The sequence below is a fragment of the Enterococcus sp. DIV0174 genome, from assembly GCF_050529065.1.
Classification (GTDB): Bacteria; Bacillota; Bacilli; order Lactobacillales; family Enterococcaceae; genus Enterococcus_B; species Enterococcus_B thailandicus.
In genome coordinates this window covers 935,320-951,823 of sequence record NZ_CP172881.1, presented here as the reverse complement: position 1 = coordinate 951,823, position 16,504 = coordinate 935,320, and the positions used below count along the sequence as shown (strand labels likewise).

16 protein-coding genes are annotated in these 16,504 nt (G+C 36.4%); 3 read left to right on the top strand and 13 right to left on the bottom strand.

Features of this window, described 5'->3' with window-relative positions; genetic code table 11:
• Nucleotides 1-17 precede the first annotated feature (17 nt).
• The gene (gene trhA, locus IGJ93_RS04700; RefSeq protein WP_067484965.1) at nt 18-671 is read left to right on the top strand and encodes a PAQR family membrane homeostasis protein TrhA; all 654 of its coding nucleotides are present in this window, start codon (nt 18-20) and stop codon (nt 669-671) included.
• A gap of 96 nt (nt 672-767) precedes the next feature.
• On the opposite strand, the gene IGJ93_RS04695 is transcribed toward trhA, so the two are convergent.
• The 8 genes from IGJ93_RS04695 to IGJ93_RS04660 all read right to left on the bottom strand — a co-directional run bounded on the left by IGJ93_RS04695 (nt 768) and on the right by IGJ93_RS04660 (nt 9,475).
• Nucleotides 768-1,262: a dihydrofolate reductase gene (locus tag IGJ93_RS04695; protein WP_075491763.1), complete on the bottom strand. Its 495-nt coding sequence runs from the start codon at nt 1,260-1,262 to the stop codon at nt 768-770.
• Nucleotides 1,263-1,276: 14 nt separating this feature from the next.
• A complete protein-coding gene (locus IGJ93_RS04690) occupies nt 1,277-2,224 on the bottom strand; it encodes a thymidylate synthase (RefSeq protein WP_067484961.1) in 948 nt (315 codons plus the stop codon).
• 11 nt (nt 2,225-2,235) lie between these two features.
• Nucleotides 2,236-4,122 carry an ABC-F family ATP-binding cassette domain-containing protein gene (locus IGJ93_RS04685; protein WP_071869073.1) on the bottom strand — a complete coding sequence of 629 codons (1,887 nt, stop codon included), beginning with the start codon at nt 4,120-4,122 and terminating at the stop codon, nt 2,236-2,238.
• Between the two features lie 155 nt (nt 4,123-4,277).
• Entirely contained in the window at nt 4,278-6,380 is a 2,103-nt protein-coding gene (locus tag IGJ93_RS04680) for a cation:proton antiporter (protein WP_067484955.1), read from the bottom strand.
• Nucleotides 6,381-6,392: 12 nt separating this feature from the next.
• Nucleotides 6,393-6,668, bottom strand: a complete 276-nt coding sequence (locus tag IGJ93_RS04675; RefSeq protein WP_067484952.1) for a hypothetical protein — start codon at nt 6,666-6,668, stop codon at nt 6,393-6,395.
• 309 nt (nt 6,669-6,977) lie between these two features.
• A complete protein-coding gene (locus IGJ93_RS04670) occupies nt 6,978-7,433 on the bottom strand; it encodes a hypothetical protein (RefSeq protein ID WP_067484949.1) in 456 nt (151 codons plus the stop codon).
• A gap of 447 nt (nt 7,434-7,880) precedes the next feature.
• Nucleotides 7,881-9,089 (bottom strand): CCA tRNA nucleotidyltransferase, encoded by a 1,209-nt coding sequence (locus tag IGJ93_RS04665; RefSeq protein ID WP_067484946.1) that lies wholly within the window; start codon nt 9,087-9,089, stop codon nt 7,881-7,883.
• 38 nt (nt 9,090-9,127) lie between these two features.
• A complete protein-coding gene (locus IGJ93_RS04660; RefSeq protein WP_071869072.1) occupies nt 9,128-9,475 on the bottom strand; it encodes a nucleotide pyrophosphohydrolase in 348 nt (115 codons plus the stop codon).
• 151 nt (nt 9,476-9,626) lie between these two features.
• Here IGJ93_RS04660 and IGJ93_RS04655 point away from each other — a divergent pair, with 151 nt between their 5' ends.
• On the top strand, nt 9,627-10,517 hold the full coding sequence (locus IGJ93_RS04655) for a YitT family protein (RefSeq protein ID WP_067484940.1): 891 nt from the start codon (nt 9,627-9,629) through the stop codon (nt 10,515-10,517).
• Nucleotides 10,518-10,672: 155 nt separating this feature from the next.
• Here the strand turns inward: IGJ93_RS04655 and IGJ93_RS04650 are convergent, their stop codons facing one another.
• Genes IGJ93_RS04650 through IGJ93_RS04640 form a run of 3 tightly spaced genes read right to left on the bottom strand, consistent with a single transcriptional unit; the run spans nt 10,673 to nt 13,546 of the window.
• Nucleotides 10,673-11,248 (bottom strand): ReoY family proteolytic degradation factor, encoded by a 576-nt coding sequence (locus IGJ93_RS04650; RefSeq protein ID WP_067484936.1) that lies wholly within the window; start codon nt 11,246-11,248, stop codon nt 10,673-10,675.
• 12 nt (nt 11,249-11,260) lie between these two features.
• Nucleotides 11,261-12,514, bottom strand: coding sequence for a tetratricopeptide repeat protein (locus IGJ93_RS04645; RefSeq protein ID WP_075491761.1), 1,254 nt, complete (start codon nt 12,512-12,514; stop codon nt 11,261-11,263).
• On the bottom strand, nt 12,515-13,546 hold the full coding sequence (locus tag IGJ93_RS04640; protein ID WP_086271109.1) for a hypothetical protein: 1,032 nt from the start codon (nt 13,544-13,546) through the stop codon (nt 12,515-12,517). It lies immediately after the preceding gene.
• A 734-nt stretch (nt 13,547-14,280) separates the two neighbouring features.
• On the opposite strand from IGJ93_RS04640, the gene IGJ93_RS04635 reads away from it, so the two are divergent.
• Nucleotides 14,281-14,868: a cell envelope integrity protein TolA gene (locus tag IGJ93_RS04635; RefSeq protein WP_067484931.1), complete on the top strand. Its 588-nt coding sequence runs from the start codon at nt 14,281-14,283 to the stop codon at nt 14,866-14,868.
• Nucleotides 14,869-15,092: 224 nt separating this feature from the next.
• On the opposite strand, the gene IGJ93_RS04630 is transcribed toward IGJ93_RS04635, so the two are convergent.
• A complete protein-coding gene (locus tag IGJ93_RS04630) occupies nt 15,093-16,076 on the bottom strand; it encodes a peptidoglycan recognition protein family protein (protein WP_082294056.1) in 984 nt (327 codons plus the stop codon).
• Nucleotides 16,076-16,480 (bottom strand): phage holin family protein, encoded by a 405-nt coding sequence (locus IGJ93_RS04625; protein ID WP_071869070.1) that lies wholly within the window; start codon nt 16,478-16,480, stop codon nt 16,076-16,078. Before IGJ93_RS04625 ends, IGJ93_RS04630 begins: the two co-directional genes overlap by 1 nt.
• Between the last annotated feature and the right edge of the window lie 24 nt (nt 16,481-16,504).

Below are 16,504 nucleotides of genomic sequence, written 5' to 3'. Positions count from 1 at the left end.
ACAAAGGAGCCGTTTTCATGGAAAAAACAAAATTTAGTCGCAGTTACTTGATTGTCAACGAAGTTTTTAATGCGATCACTCACGGAATTGGTGCTGGACTAAGTATCGCTGGCTTAGTCATTTTACTCGTCAAAGGCGCGCATCTTCATTCTCCCCTTCATGTTGTCACTTATGCGATTTACGGATCAATGATGATTCTTTTATTTTTAACTTCAACGTTGTTTCATTCATTGATTTTTACCAAAGCAAAAGGTGTTTTTCAGGTCTTTGATCATAGCTCCATTTTCCTATTGATTGCCGGAAGCTATACACCATTTTGTCTCTTAAGTGTGAAAGGTTGGCTAGGCTGGACGCTTTTTGGTTTGATTTGGGTATTCGCGATTGCAGGAATCGTCTATAAGTCACTAACCTTACACAAAAAGGAAACGGTATCAAAAGTTTCAACCTTTATTTATATCGTGATGGGCTGGCTTTGTTTGATTGCTGCAGTTCCCCTTTACCATTCACTAGGTTTAGTAGGGATTTCGCTAATGGTTTTAGGTGGACTTTCTTATACAGTGGGTGCCTTCTTCTATAGTTTGAAATCCGTTCGCTTCATGCACGTCGTATGGCACCTTTTTGTTATGTTAGGTGCAGGCTTTATGTACTTTTCTGTTTTATTTTTCACTTGATTTTTTAAAATAGGTAAATAAAAAAGAACTTTGCGCCTAATTCGCGTAAAGTTCTTTTTTTATGCGTACAAACAAAATTAAATTTGCTTGTCGACATTATTTTTCGTTTCGTTGGTACGTTTCAAATTGATGTGCATACGGATTGAAGTCGTTCACTTCACCTGTGCTGACATTGATTAGTGACCAGTCTTCCCAATTAACGGCAGGAAAATAAGTATCACCCTCAAATGCGTGCTGAATCACGGTGCGATACAATATACTACAGTAAGGTAAAAATTCTTGGTAAATAGCAGCACCACCAGCGATAAAGACGATTCCGTCTGCTTCTTTTTCAAAAGCAAGGACTTCTTCTAACTCGTGCATGATGGTTACGCCCTCTGCTTGATAATTTTTATCATGCGTAAGGACAATTGTTTGGCGATTTGGCAATGGTCGACTGCCCATACCTTCAAACGTTTTTCTTCCCATTACTAAAATATTTGATTCAGTTGTTTGTTTAAAAAATTTCAAATCATTCGGTAATCGCCAAGGAAGTTGATCATTTTTACCAATCAATCCATTTTCATCTTGTGCCCAAATTGCAGCTAGCATCTTCTCATCCTTTCTTACACAGCAATCGGTGCTTTAATTGCTGGATGTGGTTGGTATCCTTCCAATTGGATATCATCCATTTCAAAATCGAATACAGATTGTTTTTCTGGATTCAGACTTAATGTTGGAAACTCACGTACTTCACGACTTAACTGTTCTTTCATTTGTTCTACGTGATTAGAATACAAATGCGCATCGCCTAGCGTATGAACAAACTCTCCGACTTCCAATCCTGTTTCATGTGCAATCAAATGAGTAAGCAACGCGTAGCTAGCAATGTTGAATGGAACACCTAAGAATACATCACCACTTCGTTGATATAATTGACAACTTAAACGACCTTCAAAGACGTAAAACTGAAACATGGTATGGCAAGGAGGTAACGCCATACTTGGAACATCTTCAGGATTCCACGCTGAAACAATTAAACGTCGAGAATCTGGTGTTGTTTTGATTGCTTCGATTACTTCTTTAATCTGATCAATAAAACGACCATCTTTTGTTTCCCAATGACGCCATTGGTACCCGTAAATATGACCTAAGTCGCCATATTCAGCTGCAAATTCTGGATCATTAATAATTTTTTCGCAAAATAGTTTACTTTGTTCTTGATAAAGTTCATTAAATGCTTCATCAACTAAGCTTCGATGACCAAAGTCTGTCATATCTGGACCAGTGTAGTCCTCACTTTTGATGTAGCGTTCAAACGCCCATTCATCCCAAATGTGATTATTATTTTCTAAAAGATAACGGATATTCGTATCTCCTTTTAAAAACCATAGTAACTCACTTTTAATGAGACCAAATGGGACTCTTTTGGTTGTTAATAAAGGAAAGCCTTTTTGTAAATCAAAGCGCATTTGATAGCCGAAAGTACTAAGCGTACCTGTCCCTGTTCGATCACCTTTTTGGTTTCCTTCTTCTAACAACTTTTTTCCTAAATCAAGGTAAGCTTGTTCCATTCATTCTCCTCCTAATTATCGGCCCACTCACTAAGATACTCCCAGCGAGCCATTTTTTCTTCCAGTTGTCCTTCTGTCAAACTCACTTCTTTTTGTAATTCTTGGAGACGTGTAAAGTCATCTCCTTGATGGTTCATTTCTTCTTGCAGTTCATCCAGTTTATTTTCCAACTCTGCGATATCATCTTCAATGGTTGCCCATTCTTTTTGTTCCATGTAAGAGAGCTTTTTCTTTTTGGCTTCGTCTTTTGGTGTAGCTTTTGGCTTTGCTTTAGCAATGACTACTTTATCTTCTTCTTTTTGCTTTTGTAAATAGTCAGACATATCTCCGTAAAAAAGCTCTTGCTTGCCGTTGCCTTGAAAAACAAGTAACTTATCGACTACTTTGTCTAAGAAATAACGATCATGGGACACAGTGATAACTGCACCTGGAAATGTTCGAAAATAATCTTCTAAAATAGTTAATGTTGCAATGTCTAAATCATTGGTTGGTTCATCTAATAATAAAACATTTGGCTGCTGAATCAAGAGTTTTAATAAATATAAACGTCGTTTTTCTCCACCAGAAAGTTTGCCGATTCGAGTACCGTGCATATACCGTGGGAATAAAAATCGTTCCAATAATTCGGCTACACCGATTTGAGCACCGTCAGCAGTTTTAACTTCTTCTGCAGCTTCTTGCAAATAAGAAATCATTCGTTGGTCTGGTGCCATTTCCTCGTTTTCCTGTGTGTAGTACGCTAATCGTACTGTTTCACCAATAGAATACGTGCCACTATCCAAAGTCATTCGCCCTGCCAAAATATTTAACAAGGTGGATTTTCCGGCGCCATTTTTCCCAGTAATTCCTAGTCGTTCTTTTGCTTGAATCAATAATTGTAAATCAGCTAATAAAATTTGGTTGTTAATGGAATAATAGCCATCTTTGATTTCTAAAACTTTTTTTCCAAGACGCTGTGTTGCGATGTTCAATTCAAGGTCCGCTTCTTGGTTTACCTGATACAAGTTTTCTTTTAAATCTTCAAAGCGATTGATTCGGGCTTGCTGCTTTGTTCCTCGTGCTTGCACACCCGCGCGAATCCAAGAAAGTTCTTGCTTATATAGTCGTTTACGTTTTTCTTCTTGTTCGACTTCTACACGATCTCGCTCCGCTTTTTCTAGAACATAGGCTTCATAATTTCCTTTATATTCATGAAGCTCTCCAAATGCCAACTCAAAGATTCGATTCGTCACTCGATCTAAGAAATAACGATCATGGGTAACCATTAGCAATGCGCCACGATACTGTTTCAAATATGATTCAAGCCATTCAATTGCTGCATAATCCAAATGGTTTGTTGGTTCATCTAACAATAACAAATCTGGTTCATCAATCAAGACCTGAGCTAAGCTCACGCGTTTCTTTTGACCACCAGAAAGTGCGCCGATTTTTTTGTCTAATTCACTGATACCTAGTTTTTGCAAAATAATTTTTGCATTGGTATCTGTTGTCCAAGCGTCTTCTTTATTCATTGCTTCTTCCGCTTGTGCATACTGTTTTTGTGCGAGTGGATCATCCCCATTAGCACTTAAACGTAACAAAGCTTCTTCATAAGCACGTACCGTTCGAATGAGTGGACTTGTTCCTTGGAAAACTGCTTGTAGAACGGTTAACTCATCTGAAAAATCTGTTGATTGTGACAAATAGCCTATTCGATAATTCGTCGGATAAAAAACTGTTTGACGATCACCATCACCACTATCTATGCCGGCTAAGATATTTAAGAGACTGGTTTTACCAGTACCATTCGTTCCAATTAATCCAATCCGATCTTTTTCATGAATCAAAAAAGAAATTTGATTAAACAAATCTTTTTCGCCGTAAGTTTTTTTGAGGTCAGTTACTTTTAATTCTTTCAACTTGTCCCCTCCTTATCTCGGTTATTGTATCATAAAATCCATATGAATAATGAGACTTTTTCACTTAACTGTTTTCAAAAATAAAAAAGCAAACTTGAAAGAAAAATCACCATGATTTTTCTTTCAAGCTTGCTTAATGCCATTACTTACATCAATTATTTGTCGTGAACCTGTTGCTTCAATTTTTTCGTTTGCAGCTCACGCTTTTTTCGACTATACGCAAATCGTAAAGGTGAAGCATCAGCTGGTTTGTTCATTGTATAGGACTCTAAAAGATTGATATTTTTTCGATAATCATTCGCTGAAAAAGTCGTAATTTTTTCAGCAACTTCGTATTCATCAACAACTTTTCGTTCTAAATAGTAGCCTCGAAGCATTTTTTTCGTAAACAAAGTTTCTTGTTGAATCATCATCGTAGAGAAAAAGTTTTTCGACATCATACGCATTTCTTGCGCTTTTCTTTGTTCAATAAAAAATTGAATCATCACATCGCCATACACATCTGTTAAGTTATCCAAACTTTCGATGATTAATTGCGTGTTTTTATGATAAACATCTCTTACATCACTAATATCTTTTTTCGTAACAATTGTTTGTTGTTCTCTTTTACGACGTTCCCAAAACATTTTTGGATGTAAAATAATTCGAATCACTCGACGAACAAATAATAGCCAAAAACCGATGAATGAGAGAATCTCACCTGTGATTGAGCGTTCAAAACGTGATAAAAATCGTGAATAGAAACGATAACCATTGACTGTCAATTTTCCTGAACGATAGCTTTCATCTAAGCCATCTCGTTCAATCGATAAAATAAGTGCTTGGATTTCTTGCACTTCTTGTTTTTCATCTTCCGTTAAGTCTTCAAAGTACAGTTCTCGAATTCGCTCTTGATAATTTTCAATCACAGCTTCTGTTGCCAGATACTCTTTCGAATTTTTCGGTAATTCTTTTGCCTCTTGACGCAAACTTTCAACAACTTCTTCTAAAATCATCAGTGCGTTTAAATCTGTTCCATTTATTTCTTGTTCTTCAGTTAAAATTGGTAGTGCGAGTATCCCCACAACTAATGTAACCAAGATAACTCCTGCAGTTAAGAACAACAGCAATGATCGTTGGTGAAAGACCATTCCATTAATTGTTAGCGGCAAAATAAAAATCGTTGCTAAACTGACTGTTCCCTTAACTCCACCAAAGGTTAAAATTAAAATTTCGTTGAGTTCCTCTTTAAATCTGGTTAAACCACCTTTAAATAAATAAAAAGCTGTAATTGAAACAAAACGAATAACAAATAACATAACTGAGATCAACAAAATGACAAGAATCAACATCCAGTTAGAATATAACCCATTTTCCCAAACAGGAGAAAAGACTTGCGTCAATTCAATTCCTAAGAAAATAAACACGAGTGCATTCAACGTAAATGTCACAGTTGTCCAAGTGCTATTGGATAAACTAGATAACTCCGCATCAAAAATCGTGATTTTCCGAAAACTGGATGCTTGTAATATTCCAGCAACGACCGCGGAAATAATTCCCGAAACACCAAAAACTTCTGCTAACACATAAGCTAAAAAGGGTAGCAAAAGTTCGATTAATAAATACCCTGTTACATCTCTAGCCGAAGCTTTTTCAATCATATTGATTACTTTTCGTTTAACCCAAACCAACAAGAAACCAACAAGTGCCCCACCCAAACTTGAGATCACTAGACTCACCCCTGCATTTACTGCAGAAAAAGAGCCTGTAATCAATGCAGCTAAAGCAAATTGGAAGGCTGTAACACCTGATGCGTCATTTAGCAATCCTTCGCCTTCTAAGATATGCATAGCTTTTTTGGGAATATTCACTCGTCCTGATAATGAACTAACGGCAACGGCATCTGTCGGGCCAAGTGCCGCACCAAAAGCAAAACAGGCAGCAAAGGGCAAACTTGGTAATAAAAATGACAGTGTCATCCCTACGCCAAGTAACGTCAAAATGACCCCACCAAAGGCTAAAAATAAAATCGTATCGAAATTTTTAAGAATCGACGTAACATCTGCTTTTTCACCTTCACGAAACAATAAAGGAGCAATAATCATCACCAGAAACAATTCTGGTTCAAAGCTGATAGATTCTCCCCATTCAGTTAGACCTAAAATAACTCCAAGAAATATTTGAATTAATGGTGCTGGTATTACCGGTAAGATGCGGCTGACTATATTTGATGCAGTAATCGTTACAGCAAAGATGATTACTAACTCAGCAAATTCCATGGCCCATCTCCTCTATTTTTTATTTTGTGCAAGTACCTTTAAAAATTGTTCCTTTTTTTTCAAAATCTTACTTTCGACAGCTTCAGCTTGTACTTCATTGCCATCTAATTCACACTGTACTCGTTTTGATTCTAAACGAAGTAATTCATGCTTCAAACGTTCCATTTGACGATACGTTAAAATATTTTTCTTTCGTAAATAGCAAAGAATCCGACGACGATCTTCCATCGAAAATGCCCCATAGCGATCATGCAACAGTCTTTTTTGTTTTTCAAAACTCTCTCTCATTTTTCAGATCTCCTATATACAAACTGCACATCTGATAGCAAAACTATGAACTCTTGTCTCTAAATTCAACTTTTGTTTTACTACTGCCCTGTTTGCTGTTTACAATGATTTTTCAAGACCCTATTCTATTCCAAAAGATGCAAGATAGCAAGTTTTCCGCAAAAAAATTAAAAAGTTTTTTCAGAAAACGAAAATGAAGTTTTCGTTCCATTATACCAAGCAATTTTACAAGTAAACATAGCAAAAAATGTATTCATTTTTCGCCCCATTGTTATCGAGGAAAAAAACAAATACATTTTACTACTTTCTCTATTCGAAAAATTGACCGTAAACTTCTTCTACACGCTGTTCAGGATTGATTACGATGTACAAGCTTCCAGTTTGTTCACTAATTTTTGTTGATTGATATTGATTATCCAAACCTTCTGTTCCTTTGTCCATATAAGGGAAATAAACCATGTCAGGCGCACCATTACGATACAAAATTTCCATTCGTTCAATATCTTCATATTTTAACGCACGGCTAAACATACCCATTTCTAAGCCACCCAAGTTGATGTCATGAGTTGCAACTGAATCGCCTTCTTGAAAAATTTCGATTTTAAATCCAGCACATGGATGAATTTCAACAAATTCACTTCCATTGATTCGTCCAAAACTCGTTGTAATTTGTTTGATCCATAAGTCACCGATATGACGACGATCAATCGTCCAAGTTTCTCCATTACGGAAATAAAATTTTAGCGCTGTCATTTCTTTTTTCATAAAAAATCTCCTTCTTCCAAATAATAATCAGCATTGCACTACAAGTTTAGCATAACAAATGTAAGTGGTCACATTTTAAGTTCTAAAAATCAGTCAGAACATGGTGCGAACCAAAACTTTTTTCATGGTTCAAAAAAGATTGTACACGAAGTGCTCAGCTCCAACAAATAAGAATAAATTATCAGAAATTGTTTCCTAACTTTTTGAATAATTTAGACTTATTTTGAAGTGGCTGCAAGCTATTTCGAGGAGTTACTTGGAGAACACCGTAGTTAAGGTTGTGGCGCAAAACGTTTAGCTCCAACAAGTTAACGAGCAAACATCAAATAGCTTTCAACCTTTTGAAGTGAACAGAGGCTAGATTAATAAGTTGTTTTGGAAACAACATCTGTTAGGACAAGAGGAGCTACAAAAATACTTTTTTGTCATGGTTCCTCTCTTCACACTCTAGTTACTTAGTTGCTCCTTCACGTAAGTCAATAATGCTTCCCGCTCATTTTTCACTACTTGGTTAATGACAGCCTCTTCTGCTGATTGTAGCGCCTCACTGACCCATTGACCCGGTTTTCGATCCATCGTAGCTAGTAAAATTTTTCCATCAATTGCTAATTCTCGTAACGATTTGATTGGAAGTTCTTGATAAGCTTGTCTCACTTTCGCAAGCTCAGGCATTTTCTCAAAGTAAACCATCAGCTCTTCTACTTGAACAGCTGCTGTTTCACCTAACTGATAAAGAGCTGTTGGCAACAATGGTCCTTCTTGACGTAAATCCAAACCTTGAACCAGTGCCTGCACCTCTTTAATCATTTGATTGGAACACTTCCATTCTTTTAAAAAAGGTCGGACTGCTGAACCAGATAAATCCAATTGATTTAGCAATAGTGCCCATGCTTGGCTTTCTGTTTTCAAGGGGATTTCTGGCAAATCAGCCATTCGTAGTAATGCTTCCCCTTTTCCACTTAAACCAGGACAATAGATGTAACATTCGGTTTCGACAAATGCCCGCAAACCTGCTTGACGATTTTTTCCCAGTAACATTTTAACAAATTCGATATTGACTCGCTCCACTGAGATTTTTTCCAGCAAAGCATGATTTTCTTTGATTGCTTCAAGTGTTTCTGGTTCTAATTCAAAGCCCAGTTGACTGACAAATCGTAGCCCACGCATCATTCGTAATGCATCTTCATGAAACCGTTCATGAGGATTTCCTACAGCTCGCAAAACATGATTATGCAAATCATCTAAACCATCAAAAAGGTCGATAATCTTTCCATCTTCTTTTAAAGCAAACGCATTGATTGTAAAATCACGTCGCTTTAGATCTTCCTCAAGCGAACGAACAAATTCGACTTTATCTGGGCGACGAAAATCTTGATAAGTTGATTCGGTTCGAAAGGTTGTGATTTCATATTGTTCCTCTTCTTCTAACACCAAAACAGTTCCGTGTTCAATACCGACATCAATCGTTCTTGGGAACAACGTTTTGATTTCTTGTGGAAACGCACTCGTTGCAATATCCACATCATGAATTTCCTGATGCAATAAAATGTCACGAACACTTCCACCTACAAAGTAAGCTTCATACCCAGCATGTTCTAATTTTTGTAAAACTGGAATCGCTCGTTGGTACTCCAGCGGTAATTGTTCTAATTTCATTTTTTCTACCTCTTTAGCATTTCTCTTTGATTGGCTGTTTATCCTTCGTCGACTTGGCCATCTTTTCTCTCAAAACGATAGCGATCTCTTTGATTGAATTTTTCCATATTTTTCTCGAAAATTTCTGTCAAATCGATATCCAGTGAATTAGCCATAATCATTGTAACAAAAAGTACATCACCTAACTCTTGTGCGACAGAATTTTCTTTCTCTGTTTTCTTTTTCGCCTTTTCACCATAAGAGTGATTGACTTCTCGCGCAAGCTCACCGACTTCTTCTGTCAAGCGTGCCATTTGAGCTAATGGGGAAAAATAACCGACCTTGAATTGCTGGATATACTCATCCACTTCCATCTGCATACTTCTTAATGTCCGTTCTTTCTTCATAACGTTCCCCTTTCAAGACTATCCTAACAAAACTTTACAGCAAAACATAGCTAAGAGCAATTGTGAAAATGAAAATTCCATGCTACATTAAATATTGAATTGAAAAAATTTTCTAACTTTTTCAGCTATTTTTATCGAAAGCAGGGATCACATGACAGTATCAAAAACAATTAAAGAGGTTTTCTTTATTATTATCGGAACAAGTATCTATGCCTTTGGACTTGTCTATTTAAATATCGCCAACCACTTAGCTGAAGGTGGCGTTTCGGGGATTACTTTGATTTTACGCGCACTCTTTGGCATTGATCCCGCTTATACAACTTTGCTTATCAATATTCCGTTGATTCTCATTGGTGGAAAAATTCTTGGCAAACGTTCATTAGCATACACCATTTTAGGAACTGTTTCCTTATCAGTTGCTCTTTGGGTTTGGCAACGTGTTCCCATCGAAATCAATTTAGAACATGATTTATTGATTGTTGCCTTATTAGCAGGTCTTATTGCTGGCGTGGGTAGCGGTTTGGTCTATCGGATGGGAGGAACGACTGGCGGTAGTGATATCATCGCACGTATTTTAGAAAAAAACTATGGTATTTCTATGGGACGTTCATTACTCACTTTTGATATTATCGTGTTGCTTGCTTCATTAACTTATCTTGATTTGAAGCGAATGATGTACACCCTGATTGTTTCTTATGTGTTTAGTCGAGTAGTTGATTCGATTCTTGATGGTGGTTATTCTGCCAAAGGTCTATTAGTGGTTTCAAATAAAAGCGAAGAACTGGCGCCTTTATTGATGACTGGATTACAACGTGGCGTCACCTTTTTAAATGGTGAAGGTGGCTTTTCTGGTCATTCAAAAAAATTGATTTACTTAGTTGTTAGTTCCAGTGAATTGACCTCTGCCAAGCAAATCATTCATGAAATTGATGAACAAGCATTCATCTCAGTCATCAATGTTCATGAAGTTGCCGGTGAAGGTTTCACCTATTTGAGACCTCAAACCAAACGATTGAGATTCAGACAAAAAAAAGGGCTGTGACAAAAATATTGTCACAGCCCTTTCTTCTAAATAAACGGTGTTCCCAAAACAACTCCTCCACATAGCTTTCATTCACTTCAAAATATGAAGAGCTATTTTGAGTGCTTGCTCGCTATCTTGTCAGAGCTGAACGTTTTGCGCCACAAACTCTTTGTTTAGCTAACACCATTTTTATTTGACGCTCTTTGTGCATCTGCTAAAATTTGACGATTGACTTCATCGGATAGTTTCAAAAACGCATCCTTATTTCCGTCTTCTAATGCTTGATCAATTTGTGCGTAAAGCATCTTTAACTGGGCCTCTTGCTCTTTTGCATGGAAGTACCTTTCGACTGCTTCTGTTTCTTCTTCTGCAATCGTTAAATCCCAAGTAGCAAAAGGATTGTCTTCTAAAATTGATAGATATTCACTCGTTTGCCAAGCGTCTTCAAAGAAACATTCCATATACAACGGTTCTGTTCGATTCAATCGAATTTCGTGAAAAATTTGATCTGTATCCGTAAACACTTTCCCTTTTAAAAACAATTTCATCGGTTCACCAGCTACAGACAGGTCACTGATTTGTAACCCACGGGTAGTTTGATCCGCCCCCTCAACAAAATGAACATTTTTCAAAATCGCTTCATGATTTGACAAGTAATTCAAAATCCAAAAAACTTCACGGCGACTAAATGAAACATGGTTCACCATCCACGTTAAAAAATTCTTTTTTTCCCGCACATTTATAAACATCTTGATCACCCCTTATGATAGATCATCTAGTAAAGACAGGGCCTCCATATCTCCAGGTTCATGATGTAAGTAATGTTTTAATAGTTCTTTTGCTTGATCCAGCTTTCCTTCTTCTCGTAAGAAAAATGCGTATTCTTTCAAGAAATCTGGTTCATGTTGCAACTCGTGGAAAGCCTGCTCGTAATGGAGCGCTGCGACAGCAAAATCTTCTAATTCATTATATGCATGAGCCAAATTCCATTCGGCATATGGATTTGCTGTTTCTTCCATTTGGTTGACTGCATTAATAACGTCTTCATAACGTTCTTCATTTAAATAAAGATTACTTAAAGTCAATAACGTATCATCTTGTTTTTCACCTAGTTCAAGAGCTTGCAACAATAATTTTTCTGCACTTTCTTTGTCACGCAAACGAAAAGCATTTTCAGAAGCCAAATGATACAATTCAACTTGATAAGGATTTTCTTTGATTCCTTCCTCCAATACCGTTTGTGCTTCTTCAATCAATTCTTCTTCCTGTAGCGCTTGTCCTAAATACAGATAAAGCGATTGGTACTGAGGATTAACTGTTCGTAGTTCTTGTAAGTAATTGATTGCTTGTTGGTTTTCTTTTAATTGTAAGTTTGTAAAAGCTAACTGGAACAATCGATCATCTGTGCGATCTTCCTCTAATGCTGCCTCTAATGGTTTGATTGCTGCCTCAAATTCGCCTTGCATGCTTAGTGATTGGCCTAGACGCTCTTGCATCGAAATGCCAGAAATTTCTTTGATCTGGCTATTTAACAAGTTGTCATAAATGACAGCAGCTTCTTTAAAGCGATCCACTGAAAAATACAATTCTGCTAAAGCAAATTGAATCAAAGGTTCATCAGGAAGCAAACTAGCAGCTTCTTTTAACTTTGCTTCACTTACTTCTGGAATACCAATTACTTGATACAAATCAGCAATTGCCAATAACGCTTGCGGATAATAATCACTTTCTTTACTTACCTTTTCTAGATACGTAAATGCTTCGTCAATCTCATTATCTTCAATCGCAATTTCTGCTAATGGAATATTTAAGCCATCATTTTCAGGATATTGCGCTACAAGTTGTTCAAAAATTTGTTTTGCTTCTTCTAAAAAACCAATCGCTAACAATTCTTCACCCAATTCAGCTAAAACGTCTGCTGGATCTTCCTTTAACGCCTGTACAAGTAATAGTTGAGCCTGTGCTAAATCTTCTTCAGACAAGGCTTGTAACATTTTTTCACTGTATGTTTTCATTCAATTCCCTCTAATCTCATTGACAATCCTTTGATATCTTGTCATCATTTTCAACAATTCATTCTCATTTGGCGAATGGTATCCTTCTATTATACCAATTTTTTCTAAAACAAGAATCTTTTTGCTTTTTTCTGCTAAAATCAAGACATTTTCTAAATATTCAGCTTCAGATAACTGTTCCAGCCAATCAATTGGATAACCAAGATGCTTCAACCAAATAAAAAAATTTTTTAATTGAAAAGAAATCTCGTTACGCTCAATGTTCCAAACTAGTTGAAAAAGTAATCCTAAAAATTTTTTCATGCTTGCTGATAATAAATGTCCGTTTTCTGTTAGATAAAAAGCTTGCTCAAATAGTTTACCATAAGTTGCAAGATTTTCCGCCTCTTCCTGGTAAAAATGAATCATTTCTTCGAGCATCCCAGCAAAAGGCACGTTGTGTAATTTTTGCTGTGTTGAGTAATTTTTGTACAAGTTCTGTAAGAAACCATAATCACAAATCAATCCACAAACAACGAACGTCAAAAAGTCGATCTGTTTGCCTTCAACTTGGCGATCACTAATCGTTTGGTCAAAGAAAATTCGTTCTGGCAAATTTTCTGTTTCTAATACAGCCTGATAAGGCGACTGTAAAATGCTGCGTTTGTTTGTCAATGCTCCACCAAACGAACGGGCAGATACAGGAATCAACCAAAGTTTCGTTGAAAGGATCGTGTGTTTTTGAAAAAAACTAGCTAATTCCATAATCCCTTCATTTCCAAATCCAATCACGATCAGTCGTTGATTTTCCGGAAAACGTTTCACATAGTCTAAGAGATGCGCAAGCTCTGTTAAGTTATTGCATTGCGCACTATTCGTGCAAATATACCAATCAATATTCGCCTGATCCGCAAAGAATTGATTCATCTTTTCTGAAAACAAATCATAATAACGCTGATTCGTTAAGAACAAGATTGGTTCTCTGATAGCCAATGGTTTTAACAGACTGCTTAACGTTTCGCCGTAAGAAATCGTCGTGGTTTGATTAACCATGGAAAACGTAAGTTCCAACACGCATCCCCCCTTTTCTTTATTTTACCATTATTCAGGAAAATCCTGAAAAGAAAAGAAAACCAATACATCTTCTTCAACCCAAAAGAGAAACTTTTCACTCAAAAAATAATTAAATGAACCACACTAAATTATTTTTATGTATTTTACTACTAATAAAAGGAAGCCTCTTCAAAAGGAAAGTATGTTTAACGATGAAAAGAATAAAAAATAGTTTTGATTCCGCAACTTTACTTGTTCACTGTTGTTTTTAGTAAGTTATGCTACCAAGAATAATTCTGAACATTCAGCAATCACAATTGAAATCATTTCAACAACTAAAATCATTTCGATAATAATTATCACAACTAACACTCAACTACAATCAATTTACCAAAAAAGTAAATCTCCAGAAAAGACTACCCAATAGGACTTAATCAAAACATTGTTGCAAAAATAATTAGATTATCTTGAATTATTAAAAGCCCCTCGTGTTAAGCAATCTGTTCCAGCGTCTGCAAATGCCACAACTGCTGACTCAACTAGACTTCAAAGTGAGAAGCCTACCAATCCGCAACAGGTTCAGAAAAATATTGAAGCAACCTTCGGATGGTGAATAAAGCAATCCGTTGCTTTATAGTTCTATTTCGGTTTTTCTTTTATGTTTATTAGCAAAACTTTATATTTACGGACTGTTAATTGAGGAATAAAATTAAACTTGAATGGAGGAGAAAAGAATGAAAACATGGCAAGTGATTGTGGGTGTATTGGCAGGAATTGTAGTGTTAGTTGGCGTTTTTATCTTGGGGTTACTCACCTTCCCACTTCTGACCTCAAAAGAAAAAACAGAACCATCCGTATCAACACAAGAAATAGTCCAACAGACTGCTTCTTCAACCACTTCAAATGAAGGAATTACTGAAGCAACCCAGCAAACGACACAGCTGCAACCAGAAAAACAAACATCAGCAGAGCAGCAAGTGCCAGAAGAAAAAGTTACAGTCGATCCAGTATTAGCAAAAGCACTAGCTACTAAAGCGATACCTTTAACAGAATTTACTTATAATCCTTATGATTTTGATTTAGACCAAGCTACGATTACAAATGGCACAGCTAAATGTATTGGGTGGATCCAAGCTGAAAATCCAGCTGGACTAATTGAAGTGGAATATCATTGTTTTGCTTGTGATAGCATCTGGACTGGGAAAAACTACACTTATGATTGGACGAATCAACAAGAAAGCGCTAGAATTACTAATTTCACAATCGTTGGGGAACCTTGTGAACATCAAAAAGCGTTAAAAAATAATGGATATATCAGTTGATAGCCTAAGTGAATCATTTTTATTTCTATGTAGAACGAGACGGGGACAAAAGTAAGTAGTTGTAAGAAAGCCTTGCTTTTTGGTCGCCATCTATTCATGAAAAAGTGTCTGAAGCAGAATCATTTTGATTCGTGTTTCAGACACTTTTCTGTTTTATTTACTCAACATTTGTGAAAATAAATTTTCTCTGTCTGTTAAATTTTAGAGTTTGTTTGTGTGTATTTTTATCGTTTTGGAATCGTTAAAACATATTCTTTGAAATCAACGTCTTTTGCACCGCCTACTGTATTACCATTAACATCATTAGTCAAACGAATTTTAACATAAGCTTTTTTACCAGTATGTTTAGTGATATCAAGACTCCCATCAAACCCCGGTCTATTGTCGCTTGATAACCCGTAAGCTGCGTTCACATCAGGACGATCAATATCTTTTGCTTTTTGACGGTCAATTTCTTGACCGTTTGTTGCATCCATCAAAAAAATAAAGCAGTAGTTAAATTTTTCTTTTCCTGCATGTGCCCAACCAGCTTCACGGAATGAGCCGACTGGATATTCAGTGAATTTTTCTAATTTTGCTGTCATACCATTAACCGTTTTTGCAGGGCTTTCAGCAATAATTTCATCATGTTCATTGTTTCCTTCACTACTTCCATCTGGCTGCAAAGCTGAATTATCATAATATTTTTTGATTTGAGTAATAAAGTAATCTTGCATTTTACCGGTAATTTCTGTTGGTACTGCAAAAGTCGAATCGTATCCGCAATGTTCCATCAAAGATCGCTTCGGACACTCAGTTGCTGAAAACTGATGATGACATTTGACCGTATCACGGCTTACTGGTAAGCCATAATAATGCAAGTCAATCGCAGCTTGCCAAAAAACATTTTGTTCTGCTTGTAAAAAAATGGCCTTCACTGTTTCACGATTCCCACGAACTTCATAACCTAAATAACTATTGTTCCCATCAGAATTTGCTACATGCCATGCGCGATTGTAAGTATCTTCTGTGCGAATAATTGTCTTTTCATCCACATAATAATGGGCAAATCCAGCTTCTAATTGTTTAGGCGTCATATTTGCCAAGCGATTCATTTCTTGTTCTGCTGTCGTGTTCGTCCAAGTGTTGTGGATGACAACGCCTTTTACACTCCCAGCCCGCTTACCTGCCACACCTCGGCAAACGGAATTATTAATAATTTTGACCATTATTTTTTTCCTCCATTCTCTTCCTCACCTTGTTTTTCTGATGTCTCTTTTAATTTACTAAAACGACTTTTGACAAATTCTGGTACTGGAATTCCCAGTTGTCCTAGATTTTCAATGACAGAAATGCCGTATACCGCAATATAAGAAAAGACAAATGCTGTTGCTACTCCTTCAAATCCCATAATTTTTAAATACGGGTAAGCAACCAAAACCAAGCCAACAACAAGCAAATGTTTTACAATCCCCATCAAACCTTTCGTACTATTCGTTTCTTTAACAAAAATCCCTTTGCAGATTCCCGTTACAATATCTGCAATCACAATCCAAACAAAAATTTGAATGTAGATGTTATTTAGTAATCCTCGGAATTCATTCCATAGTAATAAATTATCAATTAACACCATATTTCCACCCTTCGTGTTCTATTT